The sequence below is a fragment of the Streptomyces ardesiacus genome (genome assembly GCF_003112575.1).
GTDB classification, from domain to species: Bacteria; Actinomycetota; Actinomycetes; order Streptomycetales; family Streptomycetaceae; genus Streptomyces; species Streptomyces ardesiacus.
In genome coordinates this window covers 251,629-270,002 of record NZ_BEWC01000010.1, presented here as the reverse complement: position 1 = coordinate 270,002, position 18,374 = coordinate 251,629, and the positions used below count along the sequence as shown (strand labels likewise).

The 18,374-nt window shown below is 73.2% G+C and carries 23 protein-coding genes; 21 read left to right on the top strand and 2 right to left on the bottom strand.

Annotated features, from left to right (window positions below):
• The first annotated feature begins 168 nt into the window (after positions 1-168).
• The 10 genes from hisD (at position 169) to Sdi02f_RS31130 (ending at position 7,802) form a co-directional block, all read left to right on the top strand.
• The gene (gene hisD, locus Sdi02f_RS31170) at positions 169-1,494 is read left to right on the top strand and encodes a histidinol dehydrogenase (protein WP_030402196.1); all 1,326 of its coding nucleotides are present in this window, start codon (positions 169-171) and stop codon (positions 1,492-1,494) included.
• Positions 1,491-2,600, top strand: a complete 1,110-nt coding sequence (locus tag Sdi02f_RS31165) for a histidinol-phosphate transaminase (RefSeq protein WP_108934417.1) — start codon at positions 1,491-1,493, stop codon at positions 2,598-2,600. The genes hisD and Sdi02f_RS31165 overlap by 4 nt, the downstream gene beginning before the upstream one ends.
• Positions 2,597-3,190: an imidazoleglycerol-phosphate dehydratase HisB gene (gene hisB, locus Sdi02f_RS31160; RefSeq protein ID WP_007448566.1), complete on the top strand. Its 594-nt coding sequence runs from the start codon at positions 2,597-2,599 to the stop codon at positions 3,188-3,190. Before Sdi02f_RS31165 ends, hisB begins: the two co-directional genes overlap by 4 nt.
• Before the next feature lie 3 nt (positions 3,191-3,193).
• Entirely contained in the window at positions 3,194-3,358 is a 165-nt protein-coding gene (locus tag Sdi02f_RS35985; RefSeq protein WP_030402198.1) for a CG2302 family histidine operon protein, read from the top strand.
• The gene (gene hisH / locus Sdi02f_RS31155; RefSeq protein ID WP_108934416.1) at positions 3,355-4,002 is read left to right on the top strand and encodes an imidazole glycerol phosphate synthase subunit HisH; all 648 of its coding nucleotides are present in this window, start codon (positions 3,355-3,357) and stop codon (positions 4,000-4,002) included. The genes Sdi02f_RS35985 and hisH overlap by 4 nt, the downstream gene beginning before the upstream one ends.
• 2 nt (positions 4,003-4,004) lie before the next feature.
• Entirely contained in the window at positions 4,005-4,730 is a 726-nt protein-coding gene (gene priA, locus Sdi02f_RS31150) for a bifunctional 1-(5-phosphoribosyl)-5-((5-phosphoribosylamino)methylideneamino)imidazole-4-carboxamide isomerase/phosphoribosylanthranilate isomerase PriA (RefSeq protein WP_030402200.1), read from the top strand.
• Positions 4,727-5,131 (top strand): RidA family protein, encoded by a 405-nt coding sequence (locus Sdi02f_RS31145; RefSeq protein ID WP_030402201.1) that lies wholly within the window; start codon positions 4,727-4,729, stop codon positions 5,129-5,131. The genes priA and Sdi02f_RS31145 overlap by 4 nt, the downstream gene beginning before the upstream one ends.
• Positions 5,128-5,883 (top strand): imidazole glycerol phosphate synthase subunit HisF, encoded by a 756-nt coding sequence (gene hisF, locus Sdi02f_RS31140; RefSeq protein ID WP_053639150.1) that lies wholly within the window; start codon positions 5,128-5,130, stop codon positions 5,881-5,883. Before Sdi02f_RS31145 ends, hisF begins: the two co-directional genes overlap by 4 nt.
• Before the next feature lie 76 nt (positions 5,884-5,959).
• Positions 5,960-6,547, top strand: coding sequence for an ArsR/SmtB family transcription factor (locus tag Sdi02f_RS31135; protein WP_030402203.1), 588 nt, complete (start codon positions 5,960-5,962; stop codon positions 6,545-6,547).
• Positions 6,540-7,802 carry an MFS transporter gene (locus Sdi02f_RS31130; protein ID WP_030402204.1) on the top strand — a complete coding sequence of 421 codons (1,263 nt, stop codon included), beginning with the start codon at positions 6,540-6,542 and terminating at the stop codon, positions 7,800-7,802. The genes Sdi02f_RS31135 and Sdi02f_RS31130 overlap by 8 nt, the downstream gene beginning before the upstream one ends.
• A gap of 12 nt (positions 7,803-7,814) precedes the next feature.
• Here Sdi02f_RS31130 and Sdi02f_RS31125 read toward each other — a convergent pair whose 3' ends face one another.
• Positions 7,815-8,450 (bottom strand): TIGR03085 family metal-binding protein, encoded by a 636-nt coding sequence (locus Sdi02f_RS31125; protein ID WP_030402205.1) that lies wholly within the window; start codon positions 8,448-8,450, stop codon positions 7,815-7,817.
• Positions 8,451-8,531: 81 nt separating this feature from the next.
• Between Sdi02f_RS31125 and hisI the strand changes: the two genes are divergently transcribed.
• The 11 genes from hisI to lgt all read left to right on the top strand — a co-directional run bounded on the left by hisI (position 8,532) and on the right by lgt (position 17,473).
• Positions 8,532-8,948, top strand: coding sequence for a phosphoribosyl-AMP cyclohydrolase (gene hisI / locus Sdi02f_RS31120; RefSeq protein WP_030402206.1), 417 nt, complete (start codon positions 8,532-8,534; stop codon positions 8,946-8,948).
• 29 nt (positions 8,949-8,977) lie between these two features.
• Entirely contained in the window at positions 8,978-10,477 is a 1,500-nt protein-coding gene (locus tag Sdi02f_RS31115) for an anthranilate synthase component I (RefSeq protein ID WP_031083735.1), read from the top strand.
• 84 nt (positions 10,478-10,561) lie between these two features.
• Positions 10,562-11,203, top strand: coding sequence for a TIGR02234 family membrane protein (locus tag Sdi02f_RS31110; protein WP_030402208.1), 642 nt, complete (start codon positions 10,562-10,564; stop codon positions 11,201-11,203).
• 119 nt (positions 11,204-11,322) lie between these two features.
• Positions 11,323-11,574, top strand: a complete 252-nt coding sequence (locus tag Sdi02f_RS31105) for an HGxxPAAW family protein (protein ID WP_030402209.1) — start codon at positions 11,323-11,325, stop codon at positions 11,572-11,574.
• 101 nt (positions 11,575-11,675) lie between these two features.
• Positions 11,676-12,125 (top strand): DUF2752 domain-containing protein, encoded by a 450-nt coding sequence (locus Sdi02f_RS31100; RefSeq protein WP_030402210.1) that lies wholly within the window; start codon positions 11,676-11,678, stop codon positions 12,123-12,125.
• Positions 12,126-12,240: 115 nt separating this feature from the next.
• Positions 12,241-13,050, top strand: a complete 810-nt coding sequence (trpC, locus tag Sdi02f_RS31095; protein WP_030402211.1) for an indole-3-glycerol phosphate synthase TrpC — start codon at positions 12,241-12,243, stop codon at positions 13,048-13,050.
• A gap of 22 nt (positions 13,051-13,072) precedes the next feature.
• Complete coding sequence (gene trpM / locus Sdi02f_RS31090; protein WP_037799710.1) at positions 13,073-13,246, top strand: tryptophan biosynthesis modulator TrpM; 174 nt, start codon at positions 13,073-13,075, stop codon at positions 13,244-13,246.
• Between the two features lie 133 nt (positions 13,247-13,379).
• A complete protein-coding gene (gene trpB / locus Sdi02f_RS31085; protein WP_108934415.1) occupies positions 13,380-14,663 on the top strand; it encodes a tryptophan synthase subunit beta in 1,284 nt (427 codons plus the stop codon).
• Complete coding sequence (trpA, locus tag Sdi02f_RS31080) at positions 14,660-15,475, top strand: tryptophan synthase subunit alpha (protein ID WP_108934414.1); 816 nt, start codon at positions 14,660-14,662, stop codon at positions 15,473-15,475. The genes trpB and trpA overlap by 4 nt, the downstream gene beginning before the upstream one ends.
• Before the next feature lie 101 nt (positions 15,476-15,576).
• Positions 15,577-16,350, top strand: coding sequence for a DsbA family protein (locus tag Sdi02f_RS31075; protein ID WP_167458282.1), 774 nt, complete (start codon positions 15,577-15,579; stop codon positions 16,348-16,350).
• Positions 16,351-16,426: 76 nt separating this feature from the next.
• Complete coding sequence (gene lgt, locus Sdi02f_RS31070; protein WP_108934412.1) at positions 16,427-17,473, top strand: prolipoprotein diacylglyceryl transferase; 1,047 nt, start codon at positions 16,427-16,429, stop codon at positions 17,471-17,473.
• Between the two features lie 76 nt (positions 17,474-17,549).
• Here the strand turns inward: lgt and Sdi02f_RS31065 are convergent, their stop codons facing one another.
• The gene (locus tag Sdi02f_RS31065) at positions 17,550-18,374 is read right to left on the bottom strand and encodes an HpcH/HpaI aldolase/citrate lyase family protein (RefSeq protein ID WP_031083743.1); all 825 of its coding nucleotides are present in this window, start codon (positions 18,372-18,374) and stop codon (positions 17,550-17,552) included.

Genomic DNA, 18,374 nt, shown 5'->3' with positions numbered 1-18,374 from the left:
GTCGCTCACCCTTCGTACAACCGTTCATGCCCGCTGGGTGACCTTCCGAACACTCAAAGTGAGCACGGATCGCGCGAGTTCACCCTGGGCGGTGCGGTCCGTCGCGTTGCGTATCAGCCACTGATACGCGCGGACCGTGCCCGACGCGGGTCTGAGAGAATTGGTTCCGTGATCTCCCGAATCGATCTGCGCGGCGACGCCCTCCCCGAGGGCCCCGCCCTGCGCGACCTGCTGCCCCGAGCCGACTTCGACGTCTCGGTCGCCCTGGAGAAGGTGCGTCCGATCTGCGAGGCCGTGCATCATCGCGGGGACGCGGCGCTGATCGACTTCACCGAGCAGTTCGACGGCGTCCGGCTGGAACAGGTGCGTGTCCCGGCCGAGGAGCTGACCCGCGCGCTGGAGGGCCTCGACCCGGCCGTGCGCGCCGCGCTCGAGGAGTCCGTCCGCCGTGCCCGCCTCGTCCACCGCGAGCAGCGCCGCACCACGCACACCACGCAGGTCGTGCCCGGCGGGTCGGTCACCGAGAAGTGGGTGCCGGTCGAGCGGGTCGGGCTCTACGTGCCCGGCGGCCGGTCGGTCTACCCGTCGTCCGTGGTCATGAACGTGGTGCCCGCGCAGGAGGCCGGTGTCGGCTCGATCGCGCTCGCCTCGCCCGCGCAGGCCGAGTTCGGCGGCATCCCGCACCCCACCATCCTGGCCGCCTGCGCCCTGCTCGGCGTCGACGAGGTCTACGCGGCCGGCGGCGCCACCGCCGTCGCGATGTTCGCGTACGGCACGGAGTCCTGCGCGCCCGCCAACATGGTCACCGGCCCCGGGAACATCTGGGTCGCCGCCGCCAAGCGCTTCTTCACCGGGAAGATCGGCATCGACGCCGAGGCCGGTCCGACCGAGATCGCCGTCCTGGCGGACGCGACCGCCGACCCGGTGCACGTCGCCTCCGACCTGATCAGCCAGGCCGAGCACGACCCGCTGGCCGCCGCCGTCCTGGTCACCGACTCCGCGGAGCTGGCGGACGCGGTGGAGAAGGAGCTGCGGCCGCAGGTCGAGGCCACCAAGCACGTCGAGGACCGGATCCGTCCGGCCCTGGCCGGCCGCCAGTCCGCGATCGTCCTCGTCGACGGCCTGGACGAGGGGCTGCGCGTGGTCGACGCCTACGGCGCGGAGCACCTGGAGATCCAGACCGCCGACGCCGCCGCCGTCGCCGACCGGGTCAAGAACGCGGGCGCGATCTTCGTCGGCCCCTGGGCGCCCGTCTCGCTCGGCGACTACGCGGCCGGGTCCAACCACGTCCTGCCCACCGGCGGCTGCGCCTGCCACTCCTCCGGGCTGTCCGTGCAGTCCTTCCTGCGCGGCATCCACGTCGTCGACTACACGCGCGACGCGCTCGCCGAGGTCGCGCGGCACGTCGTGACCCTGGCCGAGGCGGAGGACCTGCCCGCGCACGGCGCGGCGATCAAGGCGAGGTTCGAGTGGAAGGTCCCGGAAAGCAAGTGACGTTCGGCATCGACGATCTCCCCGTACGGGACGAGCTGCGCGGCAAGTCCCCCTACGGCGCTCCCCAACTGGACGTGCCGGTACGGCTGAACACCAACGAGAACCCCTACCCGCTGCCCGAGGCGCTGGTCGAGCGGATCGCCGAGCGCGTCCGCGAGGCCGCCCGCGACCTCAACCGCTACCCCGACCGGGACGCGGTCGAGCTGCGCACGAGGCTCGCCGCGTACCTGACCGACACCTCCGGGCACCCGCTGGACGTGCGCAACGTCTGGGCGGCCAACGGCTCCAACGAGGTCATCCAGCAACTGCTGCAGACCTTCGGCGGCCCCGGCCGCACCGCGATCGGCTTCGAGCCGTCGTACTCGATGCACGGGCTCATCGCGCGCGGCACCGGCACCGGCTGGATCTCCGGGCCGCGCCGCGAGGACTTCACCATCGACGTGCCCGCCGCCGAGCGGGCCATCGCCGAGCACCGCCCGGACGTCGTCTTCGTCACGACCCCCAACAACCCCACCGGCAACGCGGTCCCGGCCGAGACGGTCCTCGCCGTGTACGAGGCGGCCCGGGCGGCGAAGCCGTGCATGGTCGTCGTCGACGAGGCGTACGTCGAGTTCAGCCACGGCGCCTCGCTGCTGCCGCTGCTGGACGGGCGGCCGAACCTGGTGATCTCCCGCACCATGTCGAAGGCGTTCGGCGCGGCGGGCCTGCGCCTGGGCTACCTCGCCGCGCACCCGGCCGTCGTCGACGCCGTCCAGCTCGTACGGCTGCCGTACCACCTGTCGGCCGTGACCCAGGCGACCGCGCTGGCGGCCCTGGAGCACACGGACACGCTGCTGAAGTACGTCGAGCAGCTCAAGGCCGAGCGGGACCGGCTCGTCGCCGAACTGCGGGCCGTCGGCTACGAGGTGACCGAGTCCGACGCCAACTTCGTCCAGTTCGGGCGGTTCGCGGACTCCCACGAAACCTGGCGGAAGATCCTCGACCGGGGCGTCCTGGTCCGGGACAACGGCGTACCGGGATGGCTGCGGGTCACCGCCGGCACCCCGGAGGAGAACGACGCGTTCCTCGACGCGGTACGTGAAGTCAAGAAGGAGCAGAACACATGAGCCGCGTGGGACGCGTGGAGCGCACGACCAAGGAGACCTCGGTCCTCGTCGAGATCGACCTCGACGGCACCGGCAAGACCGACATCGCCACCGGCGTCGGCTTCTACGACCACATGCTCGACCAGCTCGGCCGGCACGGTCTGTTCGACCTGACCGTGAAGACCGACGGCGACCTGCACATCGACTCCCACCACACCATCGAGGACACCGCCCTCGCGCTGGGCGCCGCCTTCAAGCAGGCGCTCGGCGACAAGGTGGGCATCTACCGCTTCGGCAACTGCACGGTCCCGCTGGACGAGTCCCTCGCCCAGGTCACCGTCGACCTGTCCGGCCGCCCCTACCTCGTGCACACCGAGCCCGAGAACATGGCGCCGATGATCGGCGAGTACGACGTGACGATGACCCGGCACATCCTGGAGTCCTTCGTCGCCCAGGCCCAGATCGCCCTGCACGTGCACGTGCCCTACGGACGCAACGCGCACCACATCGTGGAGTGCCAGTTCAAGGCGCTGGCCCGGGCCCTGCGCTACGCCTCGGAGCGCGACCCGCGCGCGGCCGGCATCCTGCCTTCCACGAAGGGCGCGCTGTAACCCATGAACGGTACGTCCACCGCACTGATCGTCGTCGGCCTCTTCCTGGCCGGCGGCATCTACTCCTTCGCCAAGCAGCAGATGCCCAGGGGCCTGATCGTGCTGCTCTCCATCGGCGCCGGCATGTGTCTGCTCGCGGGCGTCCTGAGGCTGGAGGTGTGGAGTTGACCCCGGTGAACTCCAAGCGGGTCGTCGTCTTCGACTACGGCTTCGGCAACGTCCGCTCCGCCGAGCGCGCCCTCGCGCGCGCGGGCGCCGACGTCGAGATCACCCGCGACTACGACAAGGCGATGAACGCCGACGGGCTGCTGGTCCCCGGCGTCGGCGCCTTCGCCGCCTGCATGGACGGCCTCAAGGCCGCCCGCGGCGACTGGATCGTCGACCGCCGGCTGTCGGGCGGGCGCCCGGTCATGGGCATCTGCGTCGGCATGCAGATCCTCTTCTCGCGCGGCATCGAGCACGGTGTCCAGGCCGAGGGTCTGGACGAGTGGCCCGGCACGGTCGGACCGCTCCAGGCCGACGTCGTGCCCCACATGGGCTGGAACACGGTCGACGCACCGGCCGACTCCCAGCTCTTCGCCGGCCTCGACGCCGACGCCCGCCTCTACTTCGTGCACTCCTACGCCGTCCACGAGTGGACCCAGGAGGCGCACAACCCGCTGCTCGCCGCGCCCCGGGTCACCTGGTCCACGCACGGCAAGCCCTTCGTGGCCGCCGTGGAGAACGGCGCGCTGTGGGCCACACAGTTCCACCCCGAGAAGTCCGGCGACGCCGGAGCCCAGCTCCTCACCAACTGGATCGAGACCCTGTAGAGATGAGCAAGCTCGAACTCCTCCCCGCCGTCGACGTCCGCGACGGCCAGGCCGTCCGCCTCGTGCACGGCGAGTCCGGCACCGAGACCTCCTACGGCTCCCCGCTGGAGGCCGCCCTCGCCTGGCAGCGCTCCGGCGCCGAGTGGCTGCACCTGGTCGACCTGGACGCGGCGTTCGGCACCGGGGACAACCGCGCGCTGATCGCCGAGGTCGCCAAGGCGATGGACATCAAGGTGGAGCTGTCCGGCGGCATCCGCGACGACGACACCCTCGCCGCCGCCCTCGCCACCGGCTGCACCCGGGTGAACCTCGGCACCGCCGCCCTGGAGACCCCCGAGTGGGTCGCCAAGGTCATCGCCGAGCACGGCGACAGGATCGCGGTCGGCCTGGACGTACGGGGCACCACGCTCCGGGGCCGCGGCTGGACCCGCGACGGCGGCGACCTCTACGAGACGCTGGACCGCCTCAACGGGGAGGGCTGCGCCCGGTACGTCGTCACCGACATCGCCAAGGACGGCACCCTCCAGGGCCCCAACCTGGAGCTGCTGAAGAACGTGTGCGCGGCCACCGACCGCCCGGTCGTGGCCTCCGGCGGAGTGTCGTCCCTGGACGACCTCCGCGCGATCGCCGGGCTCGTCCCGGCCGGTGTCGAGGGGGCCATCGTCGGGAAGGCCCTCTACGCGAAGGCGTTCACCCTGGAAGAGGCCCTGGAGGCTGTGTCGTCATGACGTCCGAAGCCGTACGGCGCGTGCAGAGCGGAAGTCCCTGGGAAGAGTCCTTCGGTTTCGCACGGGCCGTGGCGGCGGGCGACCGGGTCGTCGTGGCGGGCACCACCGCCTTCAAGGGCGAGGTGCTGTACGGCGAGGGCGACCCGTACGAGCAGGCCAAGGTGGCCTTCGGCACCGCGGTCGAGGCGATCGGCGAGTTCGGACTCGGCATCGAGTCCGTGGTCCGGACCCGTGTGTACCTGGCACACACCCGCGACGTCGACGAGGTGGGCCGTGCCCACAAGGAGCTGTTCGACTCCGTGCGCCCGGCCACGACCCTGCTGGTCGTGGAGGGTTTCGTCGACTCGCGGGTGCTGGTGTCGGTCGAAGTGGAAGCGTATAGAGGAGCCGTGGATTCATGACCCTGGCGGTCCGAGTCATCCCCTGCCTGGACGTGGACGACGGGCGGGTCGTCAAGGGCGTCAACTTCCAGAACCTGCGCGACGCGGGCGACCCCGTCGAGATGGCCAAGGTGTACGACGCCGAGGGCGCCGACGAGCTGACGTTCCTGGACATCACCGCCTCGTCGGGCAACCGCGAGACGACCTACGACGTGGTGCGCCGCACCGCCGAGCAGGTGTTCATCCCGCTCACCGTCGGCGGCGGGGTGCGCACCGCCGAGGACGTCGACCAGCTGCTGCGGGCCGGTGCCGACAAGGTGGGCGTGAACACGGCCGCCATCGCCCGCCCCGACCTGATCCGCGAGATCGCCGAGCGGTTCGGCCGGCAGGTGCTGGTCCTGTCGGTGGACGCGCGCCGCACCGAGGCGGGCACCTTCGAGGTGACCACCCACGGCGGCCGGCGCGGTACCGGCATCGACGCGGTGGAGTGGGCGCACCGGGCCGCCGAGCTGGGCGCGGGGGAGATCCTGCTCAACTCGATGGACGCGGACGGCACGAAGGACGGCTACGACCTGGAGATGCTGGCGGCCGTCCGCAAGCACGTGAGCGTCCCCGTGATCGCCTCGGGCGGCGCGGGCAGCCTCGCCCACTTCGCCCCGGCGGTCGAGGCGGGCGCGGACGCGGTCCTGGCGGCGTCGGTCTTCCACTTCGGGGACCTGCGGATCGGCGAGGTGAAGGCCGCCCTGCGGGAGGCGGGTCACCCCGTCCGGTAGCGAGAGACCGAGATGCGAAAGGAAAGTTGTGCAACATCCATTGCGCAATTTTCCTTTCGTAATCTAGCCTGGCCGCATGCCGAGTCAGGAGAGCCACCCCATCACCGACCTGGGCACCCTCAAGGCCCTCGCCCACCCGCTGCGCATGCAGCTCTACCGGGGCCTGTGCGTCGCGCGCACCGCGACCGCCTCCCAGCTCGCCGAGCAGGTGGACGAGGCCGTCTCCCTGGTCAGCTACCACCTGCGCAAGCTGGCCGAGCACGGGCTGGTCGAGCAGGCCGAACCGCAGAGCGCGGACGGCAGGGAGCGGTGGTGGCAGCCGTCCTCGGACGGGGTCACCATCCGCAACGAGAACTTCCGCGACGCCCCCGAGCGGGCCGCCGCCCACCTCGCGGCCACCCGGCTCTTCCACGACCAGCGCGCCGACATGTACCGCCGCTACCTCGACGAACGCCCCACCTGGGGACCCGAGTGGAACTCCGCCGCCCCCGACAACGAGTCACTGCTGCGCCTGACCCCCGCCGACCTGAAGGAACTGGGCGAGGAACTGCTCGCCCTGGCACGGAAGTACGACGCGCGGGGCCGGGCGGCCGAGGCCGCCGGTGACACCGAGGGGCGCGAGAACGTCGCGCTGCACGTCTACGGATTCCCCTTCCGTGTCTGAGGCGACCACGTCCGTGCCGGACGCACCGATACCCGCCGCCTCCGTCCCCGCCCACCGCGACGGCAACGTCCTGCGCTGGGTCGCCGCCTACACCACCTCCATGGTCGGCGACATGGTCTTCTACCTGGCGCTGTCCTGGGCCGCCGTGCAGAACGGCACCCCCGCGCAGGCCGGTCTCGTCACCGCCGTCAGCGCCGTGCCCCGCGCCCTGCTCATGCTCGGCGGCGGAGTGGTGGCCGACCGGCTCGGACCGCGCCGGGTCGTCATCGGCAGTGACGCCGTACGGTGCGGCGCGGTCCTCGCCGTCGCCGCCCTGCTGTTCACGACCGACCCCGGGCTGTGGCTCCTCGCCCTGCTCGCCCTCGTCTTCGGCACCGTCGACGCCGTGTTCATGCCGGCCGTGGGCGCCCTGCCGGCGCGGATCACCGGCCGGGACCAGCTCGCCCGCGTCCAGGGCATGCGCGGCCTCGCCGTGCGCTTCGCCTCCGTCGTGGGCGCCCCGCTCGGCGGACTCGGCGTGGCCGTCGGCGGCGCGGCGGCCGCCTTCGCGTTCGCCGGGCTGCTGATCGCCGTGTCCGTGCCGCTGCTGGTCTCCGTCCGGATGCGGACCCTGCCGGCCGACGACGCGAGCGCCGCGGGCGGGACCACCGCCTGGCGCGACCTCATGGGCGGGCTCCGCTACGTCCGCCGGCACCGCGTCCTCGGCCCGCTCATGGTCGCCATCGCCCTCGGGGACCTCGGCTTCGTCGGCCCGCTCAACGTGGGCCTCACCCTCCTCGCGGACGAGCGGGGCTGGGGCGCCTCCGGGATGGGCTGGGTGCTCGCCGGATTCGGCACGGGCGCCGCGGTCGCCGCCCTGCTGCTGACCGTACGGGGACGCCTGCCGCGCGCCGGGTGCGTCGCCGCCGGCGCGATCATCCCCGGCGCGGGGGCGATCGCCGCCCTGGCCCACGCGCCCGGCCTCCCCGCGGCCGTCGGCACCGCGCTGCTCATCGGCCTGCTCACGGGGCTCAGCGGCGCCATGTGCGGAGCCCTGCTGCAGACCCAGTCCGACCCCGCCTACCTGGGGCGCGTCACCGCGGTCGGCGGCATTGTCAGCCTCGGGATCGCGCCGCTGAGCATGCCGCTGTCGGCCGCCGCCATCGGGGTGTGGGGCACCGGCCCGGTCTTCGCCGTCAGCGGCGTCGTCTGCGGGCTCGGCGGCATCGTGGCCCTGTGCGCGCCGGGGGTGCGACGGGCCGAGCTGCCGAAGTGAGCGGCCCCGGGGTCAGATCCCGAGCCGCTTGGTCTCCCGCAGCGTGGCGATCGCCTCCTGCTCGCCCTCCAGCTCCACCTTCGCGGCGTCCTGCCTGCCGTACGCGAACAGCAGCAGCTCGGACGGCTCGCCCGTGGCCGTCACCACCGGCGTGCCCCGGTGCGCGACCGTCGTCTGGCCGTTGGGACGACGCAGCACCAGGCCCGTCGGGATGCCGCGGCCCATCAGGCGGGCGGCGCGCTCCAGGCGGGCCCACAGGGTGTCCTGGAAGACCGGGTCCAGCTCGCGCGGCGACCAGTCGGGCCGGGCACGGCGGACGTCCTCGGTGTGGACGTAGAACTCCACCGTGTTCGCCGCCTCGTCGACCTGCTTGAGCTGGAAGGGGGAGAAGCGCGGCGGACCCGTGCGGATGAGCTGGAGCAGCTCCTCGTACGGCTTCGCGCCGTACTCCTCCATCACCCGGTCGAGGCGGGACGCCAACGGCTTGATCAGGCTGCCCCCGGCGGCGTCCGGACGGCGCTCGCGCACCACCACGTGCGCGGCCAGGTCACGGGTCCGCCAGCCCTCGCACAGGGTCGGGGCGTCCGGGCCCGCCGTCTCCAACAGGTCGGCGAGCAGAAGTCGTTCACGCTTGGCGAAAGTCGACATGGAGTCAGCCTACGGCGCCCGGCCGGGTCCGCCCAATGGACATCCCCGGGGCGTGTCCGTCCCGCGCGGCACAATGGGCACATGACCAGCAGCTCCCCCACCAGCGGCCCCGGGCGCCCCAGCCCGCTCGCCCCGGAGATCGCCGACCGGCTCAAGCGCGGCGCCGACGGCCTCGTGCCCGCCATCGCCCAGCAGTACGACACCGGGGAGGTGCTGATGCTCGGCTGGATGGACGACGAGGCGCTGCACCGCACGCTGACGACCGGACGCTGCACCTACTGGTCGCGCAGCCGGCAGGAGTACTGGGTCAAGGGCGACACCTCCGGGCACGTCCAGTGGGTGAAGTCCGTGGCCCTGGACTGCGACGCCGACACCGTGCTCGTCAAGGTCGACCAGGTCGGCGCCGCCTGCCACACCGGCGCCCGGACCTGCTTCGACGCCGACGTGCTGCTCGCCGGGGATCCCGCCGCCACCGGCGCCCCCGGCACGGATCAGTAGGGTCTGCCGCCATGGACGCCACCCCTGACATGGACCTCGACACCTTCCGCAAGCTGGCCGCCGACCGCCGGGTGATCCCGGTCAGCCGCAAGCTCCTCGCCGACGGCGACACCCCCGTGGCCCTGTACCGCAAGCTGGCCGCGGAGCGCCCCGGCACCTTCCTGCTGGAGTCCGCGGAGAACGGACGCGCGGCGTTCCAGTGGTCCCGGTACTCCTTCGTCGGCGTCCGCAGTGCCGCCACCCTCACCGAGAAGGACGGGCAGGCCCACTGGCAGGGCACCCCGCCCGTCGGCGTCCCCACCGACGGCGACCCGCTCGCCGCGCTGCGCGCCACCGTCGAGGCCCTGCACACCCCGCGCGACCTCGCCGACGACCTCGGCCTGCCGCCCTTCACCGGCGGCATGGTCGGCTACCTCGGCTACGACATCGTGCGCCGCCTGGAGAAGGTCGGCCCCGGGGAGCGCGACGACCTCGGGCTGCCCGAGCTGACCATGCTGCTCACCAGCGACCTCGCCGTCATGGACCACTGGGAGGGCTCGGTCCTGCTGATCGCCAACGCGATCAACCACAACGACCTGGCCACCGGCGTCGACGAGGCCTACGCCGACGCGATCGCCCGCCTGGACGCCATGGAGTGCGACCTCACCCGCGCGGTCGCCCAGCCCCCGGCCGCGCTGCCGCCCTCCGAGCTGCCCGAGTACACCGCGCTGTGGGGCGGCCCCGACTACCAGGACGCCGTCGAGGACATCAAGGAGCGCATCCGCGCGGGCGAGGCCTTCCAGGTCGTCCCCTCCCAGCGCTTCGAGACGCCCTGCACGGCGAGCGCCCTGGACGTGTACCGGGTGCTGCGCGCCACCAACCCCTCGCCGTACATGTACCTGCTGCGCCTCGACGGCTTCGACGTGGTCGGGTCGTCCCCCGAGGCGCTGGTCAAGGTCGAGGACGGGCGCGCGATGGTGCACCCCATCGCCGGCACCCGCCCGCGCGGCGCCACCCCGCGGGAGGACCAGGCCCTCGCCGAGGAACTGCTCGCCGACCCCAAGGAGCGCGCCGAGCACCTGATGCTCGTCGACCTCGGCCGCAACGACCTCGGACGCGTCTGCGAACCCGGCTCCGTCGAGGTCGTCGACTTCATGTCCGTCGAGCGGTACTCGCACGTCATGCACATCGTCTCGACGGTCACCGGGCGGGTCGCCGCCGGCCGCACCGCCTTCGACGTCCTCACCGCCTGCTTTCCGGCCGGCACCCTCTCCGGCGCGCCCAAGCCGCGCGCCCTGCAGATCATCGACGAACTCGAACCCTCCCGGCGCGGCCTGTACGGCGGCTGCGTCGGCTACCTGGACTTCGCCGGCGACTCCGACACCGCCATCGCCATCCGCACGGCCCTGCTGCGCGACGGCACGGCCTACGTCCAGGCGGGTGCGGGAGTCGTCGCCGACTCCGACCCGGTCGCCGAGGACACCGAGTGCCGCAACAAGGCGGCGGCGGTACTGCGGGCCGTGCACACGGCCAACCGGCTGGCGCGGTAGGGACCGGCCGGCGGGAGCGGTGGGGCGATTCTCACGTCGGGCAGGGGAACCCCGGGTGACGGATCGCCCGGGGTTCGGGTGATAGTGGAGTACGTGACAGCCGTTCCTCACCCCCGTACCCCAGCCGCAGGACCCGCCCGGGCCGGCCGCCGGAGCCTCGCCGTCGCCCTGCTGTGCGGCGCGCTCGGCGCCGCCGTCGCCCTGCTCGCCACCCGGCAGGAATGGGCGGAGGGCACCGCGACCGTGGCCGGCGGCGCCTTCCCGCTGACCGCCAAGGGCAGCGACGTCACGGGCGTACCCGCGGCGCTCGCCATAGTCGGCCTCGCCGCGCTCGTCGCCGTCTTCGCCGTCCGCCGGGCCGGCCGCTTCGCCGTCGCCGCCGTGCTCGCGCTCAGCGGCGCGGGCACCGTCGCCGCCGCCCTGTCCGGCGCCTCCGACGGCTCCGCCCTGGACGACCAGGCGGCCAAGGCGGCCGGCGACACCTCGGCCACCGTCGACGCGCTCTCCCACACCGCCTGGCCCTACGTGGCGGCCGTGGGCGGCGCCCTGCTCCTGCTGGCCGGGCTGCTCGCGCTGCGCTACGGCCGCCTGTGGCCCGCGATGTCCGGCCGCTACGAGCGCGACGGCAGCCCGCGCCCGCGCCGCAGGCCCCGGACCGTCGACCCGGACCGTCCCGAGGACCTGTGGAAGGCCATCGACCGCGGCGAGGACCCCACCGGCGCCTGACCGCCGGCCCACCCGCGTTCACCCGCCGGAGCACCCCCGCTCACGGCGCGTGCCCCCGTGCGGGACAATGGGTGCGAGCGTCCTGCTCAGACATGGCACACAGCAACGAGGAGCAAGCAATGGCGGGCAGCAGCCACGGTCACACCCCGGCCGCCTGGACCGGTGTCATCATCGCCTTCATCGGTTTCTGCATCGCGGGCATGTTCATGGTGGCCGCCCAGCCGTGGGGCTTCTGGGCCGGCATCGCGGTCGTGCTCCTCGGCGGTGTCGTCGGCTACATCATGAAGATGATGGGCCTCGGCCAGCCGAAGCAGAACCACTCCGTGCACCAGGTTTCCGGCGAGCACGCGCAGGCCGGCGCCAAGGGCTGACCGACGGCGCGGACACGGACCTCCTGAGGGGCGGACCGGCACACGGGTGCCGGAACCGCCCCTCATGTGCGCGCGGGAGCGGCCGGGGGCAGAATGCGGGCGTGGACGTCGAGAGCGGGAAACCCAGCCGGACCGGCGGCACCACCCGGTTCCGCGGCACGGCCCTGCGCCTGGCCGTCCCCGCCGGGGTGCTCGCGGCCGTCGCCGGTGCCTTCGCCTACGTGGGGAGCGTCGACCCCTACGAGCCCGGCCACTACCCCGTCTGCCCCCTGCTGCGCTTCACGGGCGTCTACTGCCCGGGGTGCGGCGGCCTGCGCAGCGCCCACGCCTTCGTGCACGGCGACCTGACGGCCGCCCTGCACGCCAACGCGCCCGCCGTCCTCGCCTACCTGGGCTTCGCCGTCCTGTGGACCGTCTGGGTGGTCCGCGCTGCCCAAGGCCGCCCGGTGCGGGTCGACCTCGGGCCGGTCCACCTGTGGACGCTGGGGACGTTGCTGCTGGTCTTCACGGTGGTCCGCAACCTGCCGTTCGGCGGCTGGCTCCTGCCGTGACCGCCGTGAGACGTCCACTTGGCGGGACGGTGATCCGGTGGATTCGGGGCCGGTGCCCGGCTGCGGATACCATCACAGTGACCACACGTTTGCCGTCTGAAAGGGGGCCGCTCGCGTGAGTGTGCTCGACGAGATCATCGACGGAGTCCGTGCCGACCTCGCGGAGCGGCAGGCGCGCGTCGGCCTCGACGAGCTCAAGGAGCGCGCGGCCAAGGCCCGTCCCGCCCAGGACGGCGTGGCCGCGCTGCGCGGTGACGGCGTCAAGGTCATCTGCGAGGTCAAGCGCTCCAGCCCGTCCAAGGGCGCGCTCGCGGCCATCGCCGACCCGGCCGGACTCGCCGCCGACTACGAGGCCGGCGGCGCCGCCGTCATCTCCGTCCTCACCGAGCAGCGCCGCTTCGGCGGCTCGCTCGCCGACCTGGACTCGGTCCGGGCGCGCGTGGACATCCCCGTGCTGCGCAAGGACTTCATCGTCACCTCGTACCAGCTGTGGGAGGCCCGCGCGCACGGCGCCGACCTGGCGCTGCTGATCGTCGCGGCCCTCGAACAGCCGGCCCTCGAGTCGCTGATCGAGCGCGCCGAGTCCATCGGGCTCACCCCGCTCGTCGAGGTGCACGACGAGGACGAGGTCGAGCGCGCGGTGGACGCCGGCGCCAAGGTCATCGGCGTCAACGCGCGCAACCTGAAGACGCTCGAGGTCGACCGCGGCACGTTCGAGCGGGTCGCCCCGGAGATCCCCGCGCACATCGTCAAGGTCGCCGAGTCCGGCGTCCGCGGCCCGCACGACCTCATCGCCTACGCCAACGAGGGCGCCGACGCCGTCCTGGTCGGCGAGTCCCTGGTCACCGGCCGCGACCCGAAGACGGCGGTCTCCGACCTGGTGGCGGCCGGCGAACACCCGGCACTCCGCCACGGGCGGGGCTGACCCCCCGGTAGGCTGACGACCGATGACCCCCGCACTCGCTCCGGCCCCCCGGGACCCGTACGCCCGCCTCGCGCGCGGCTGCCGGCCCCGGGGCTGCCGCGCGCCCGCCCGGCGGGTGCACGGCCGGCGCGTGCGGTACGTCATCGGCGACGAACCCGGGCAGGTCAACGGCATGCGATGGCACCAGCCGGCCTAGGGGCGCGGGGCCGTACCGCATCTGCCACCTCGGCGCGTGGGCCCCACCGGCCACGACGGGCCGGTGGCCGGCACACGACACCCGCCCCCCACGGCGATGAGTCACCACCAGACACTTACCGTGAGGTACACGCATGCCCAGCAACTTCTTCATCCCCGACCCGGAGGGTCAAGTCCCCTCCGCCGAGGGCTACTTCGGCGCGTACGGGGGCAAGTTCATCCCCGAGGCCCTCGTCGCGGCGGTCGACGAGGTCGCCGTCGAGTACGACAAGGCCAAGTCCGACCCGGAGTTCGCCCGCGAGCTGGACGACCTCCTCGTCCACTACACGGGCCGCCCGTCCTCCCTCACCGAGGTCCCCCGTTTCGCCGAGCACGCCGGCGGCGCCCGGGTCTTCCTCAAGCGCGAGGACCTGAACCACACCGGCTCGCACAAGATCAACAACGTGCTCGGCCAGGCCCTGCTCACCAAGCGCATGGGCAAGACCCGCGTCATCGCCGAGACCGGCGCCGGCCAGCACGGTGTGGCCACGGCGACCGCCTGCGCCCTCTTCGACCTCGACTGCACCATCTACATGGGCGAGATCGACACCCGCCGCCAGGCCCTCAACGTGGCCCGCATGCGCATGCTCGGCGCCGAGGTCATCGCCGTGAAGTCCGGCAGCCGGACGCTCAAGGACGCGATCAACGAGGCCTTCCGGGACTGGGTCGCCAACGTCGACCGCACCCACTACCTGTTCGGCACCGTCGCGGGCCCCCACCCCTTCCCGGCGATGGTCCGCGACTTCCACCGGGTCATCGGCGTCGAGGCCCGGCGCCAGCTCCTGGAGCAGGCCGGACGCCTGCCCGACGCCGCGATCGCCTGCGTCGGCGGCGGCTCCAACGCCATCGGCCTCTTCCACGCCTTCATCCCCGACGCCGACGTCCGCCTCATCGGCTGCGAGCCCGCCGGGCACGGCGTCGAAACCGGCGAGCACGCGGCCACCCTGACCGCGGGCGAGCCCGGCATCCTGCACGGCTCCCGGTCCTACGTCCTCCAGGACGACGAGGGCCAGATCACCGAGCCGTACTCCATCTCGGCCGGCCTGGACTACCCCGGCATCGGCCCCGAGCACGCCTACCTCAAGGACTCCGGCCGCGGCGAGTACCGCGCGGTCACCGACGACGCCGCCATGCAGGCCCTGCGCCTGCTGTCGCGCACCGAGGGCATCATCCCGGCCATCGAGAGCGCCCACGCGCTGGCCGGCGCCCTGGAGGTCGGCAAGGAGCTGGGCAAGGACGGGCTGATCGTGGTCAACCTGTCCGGCCGCGGCGACAAGGACATGGACACCGCCGCCCGCTACTTCGGGCTCTACGACACCGACGCCCAGGTCGCCGAGGACGCCGCCGGCACCGCCGAGATCGAGGGGGACGCCAAGTGAGCGGGAACGCGGGACTGCTGAACGACACCCTCGCGGCGGCGAAGGCCGAGGGCCGCGCCGCCCTGATCGCCTACCTCCCGGCCGGGTTCCCGACCGTGGACGGCGGCATCGAGGCGATCAAGGCCGCGCTCGACGGCGGCGCCGACGTCGTCGAGGTGGGCCTGCCGCACAGCGACCCGGTGCTCGACGGTCCGGTGATCCAGACCGCCGACGACATCGCCCTGCGCGGCGGCGTGCGGATCGCCGACGTGATGCGCACGGTCCGCGAGGCGCACGAGGCCACCGGCAAGCCGATCCTCGTCATGACGTACTGGAACCCCATCGACCGCTACGGCGTGGAGCGCTTCACCGCCGAGCTGGCCGAGGCGGGCGGCGCCGGGTGCATCCTGCCCGACCTGCCGGTCCAGGAGTCGGCGCCGTGGCGGGAGCACGCGGACAAGCACGGGCTCGCCACGGTCTTCGTGGTCGCGCCCAGCAGCAAGGACGCGCGACTCGCCGAGATCACCGCGGTCGGCAGCGGCTTCGTCTACGCCGCCTCCCTCATGGGCGTCACCGGCACCCGCGAGTCGGTCGGCGCGCAGGCCGAGGACCTGGTGCGGCGCACCCGCGCCACCACCGACACCCCCGTCTGCGTCGGCCTCGGCGTCTCCAACGCCGCCCAGGCGGCCGAGGTGGCGGGCTTCGCCGACGGCGTGATCGTCGGCTCGGCCTTCGTCAAGAGGATGCTGGACGCGCCCGACGACGCGGCCGGCGTCGAGGGCGTCCGCGCGCTCGCCGCCGACCTGGCCAAGGGCGTGCGCCGCCGGGCGTGAGGGCCCCTGCCCGCCGGGCGGGCACAGAACAGAGGTCCCTCGTACGGGTGGACCTGGGACCGGGGAGGCGCGCTGCGCCTCCCCGGTTCGTTCTGCGGGGTGTGAGCGAGAAGAACCGACAGGGAAAGCGCAGCGCCCGCGAGAAGATGGCGGCCGAGCGCGAGAAGCAGAGGTCCAGGGACAAGCGCCGCCGTGCGCTGATCGTCGGCGCGAGCGTGGTCTGCGTCCTGGGACTCGCGGCGGTGATCGGCGTGATCGCCGCGAACGCGGGCAAGGACGACGGCAGCGAGTCGAGCGGTCCGGTCGTGGCGCCGTCGGGCGCGCAGGGCAAGGACGGCCTCGCCATCCCCGTCGGCAAGGAGAGCGCCAAGTCGAAGCTCACCGTCTGGGAGGACTTCCGCTGCCCGGCCTGCAAGGCCTTCGAGCTGGCGTACCGGGACACCGTCCACGAGCTGACCGCCGCCGGACAGCTCAAGGTCGAGTACCACCTGGCCACGATCATCGACGGCAACATGGGCGGCACCGGCTCCCGCAAGGCGGCCAACGCGGCGGCCTGCGCCCAGGACGCCGGGAAGTTCCCCGCGTACCACGACGTGCTGTACGACAACCAGCCGCCGGAGACCGAGGACACCTTCGCCGACGAGAACAAGCTGCTCGGCCTGGCGGGCAAGGTCGACGGCCTCGACACCGCCCCCTTCCAGGAGTGCGTGAAGAACGGCAAGCACAACAGCTGGGTGGAGAAGTCCAACAAGGCCTTCCAGGCGGGCGGCTTCAGCGGCACCCCGACGGTGCTCCTGGACGGCAAGAACATCTACCAGGACCGCTCCATGACCCCGGCCAAGCTCAAGCAGATGGTGGAGGAGGCCAACAAGTAGCGCGCCCGCTCGTTACGGACCCGTAGCCGGGCTGCCCGCCGCGCGTCCCGTCCGACACGGTAGCGTCGACCCTGCCATGGAACTTGCCTTCATTCCCAGCCCGTCGCGCGGGGTGCTGTACCTCGGTCCCATCCCGCTGCGCGGCTACGCGTTCTGCATCATCATCGGCGTCTTCGTAGCCGTCTGGCTCGGCAACAAGCGCTGGATCGCCCGGGGCGGGCGGCCTGGCACGGTGGCCGACATCGCGGTCTGGGCCGTTCCCTTCGGTCTGGTCGGCGGACGCCTCTACCACGTGATCACGGACTACCAGCTCTACTTCAGCGAGGGCCGGGACTGGGTCGACGCCTTCAAGGTCTGGGAGGGCGGGCTCGGCATCTGGGGCGCGATCGCGTTCGGGGCGGTGGGCGCCTGGATCGGGGCCCGGCGCCGGGGCGTCCCGATGCCCGCGTACGCCGACGCCGTCGCCCCCGGCATCGCCCTCGCGCAGGCCATCGGCCGCTGGGGCAACTGGTTCAACCAGGAGCTGTACGGCAAGGCGACCGACCTGCCGTGGGCCGTGGAGATCACCTCGACGTCCGACGGACGGGTGCCGGGCACCTACCACCCGACCTTCCTGTACGAGTCGCTGTGGTGCATCGGCGTCGCGCTGCTCGTCATCTGGGCCGACCGCCGCTTCAAACTGGGCCACGGGCGGGCCTTCGCCCTGTACGTGGCGGCGTACTGCGCGGGCCGGTTCTGGATCGAGTACATGCGCGTCGACGACGCCCACCACATCCTCGGTCTGCGCCTGAACAACTGGACCGCGCTCCTCGTGTTCCTGCTCGCCGTGGTGTACATCGTGGTCTCGGCGCGCAAGCGGCCGGGCCGGGAGGCCGTGGTGGAGCCGGGTGCGGAGCCCGCGGACGGCAAGACCGGTGCCGACGGCAAGACCGGTGCCGACGGCGAGGCGGGCGCCGACGGTGAGGCGGGCACCGGGGGCGACACCCGTGCCGACGGCGAAGCCGGTGCCGGCGACGCGGAGGACGGCGGCGACACGGACGCCGCGGCCGACGCGCGGGACGGCGAGGGCGTGAAGGACGGCGAGGCCGTGAAGAACGGCGCGGACTCCGCCAAGAAGGGCTGATCACCGGCCCGCCGAACACGCCGCCGAGGGCGCCCGGGACCTCCCGGGCGCCCTCGGCGTCTGCCGGGCGCACGGCTCAGGACAGGGCGGGCCGCCTGGCCAGCGACAGGGTGCGCCGGGCCGTCGCCACCACCGCCGCGTCGATGAACCGGCCGTCCGGCAGCGCCTGCGCGCCCGGCTGGACCGTGGCGGCCTTCACGATCGTCTCCGCCTCCTCCAGCTCCCGCTCGGTCGGCAGATACGCACGCTCGATGATCGGCAGCTGGCGGGGGTGGATCGCGGCCCGCCCCAGGAACCCCAGGGCACGGCCGTGGGCGCAGGACGCCGCCAGGCCCTCCAGGTCCCGGGTGTCGGGATGCACCGTCTGGGAGGGCGGCGCCAGGCCCGCCGCCCGCGCCGCCACGACCACGCGCGAGCGCGACCAGTCCAGGCCGGCGTCCCCGCGCACGCCCAGGTCGGCCCTGAGGTCGGCCTCCCCGAGGGCGATGCCGCGCAGCGCCGGATGGGCGCCGGCGATCCGGTATGCCCGCTCGACCCCGAGGGCCGTCTCCAGCAGCGCGTACAGCGGCGGGCCGCCGGTGACCTCGGCGACCCCGGTGACCTGCTCCGGCGCCGTCACCTTCGGCAGCCGCAGCCCGGCCAGCCCCGGAAGCCGGGCCAGCGCCGCCAGGTCCCCGGCGGCGAGCGGCCCGTCCAGGGCGTTGACGCGGACGTGCACCGGCACCGGCTGCGGCTCGGTCAGCAGCTCGGCCGTGGCGTCGCGGGCGTACTCCTTGCGGTCGGCGGCGACCGCGTCCTCCAGGTCGACCACCACCACGTCGGCTCCGGCGGCCAGCGCCTTGGCCACCACCCGGGGCCGGTCCCCGGGGGCGTACAGCCAGGTCAGCGGGGGTGCGGTCAG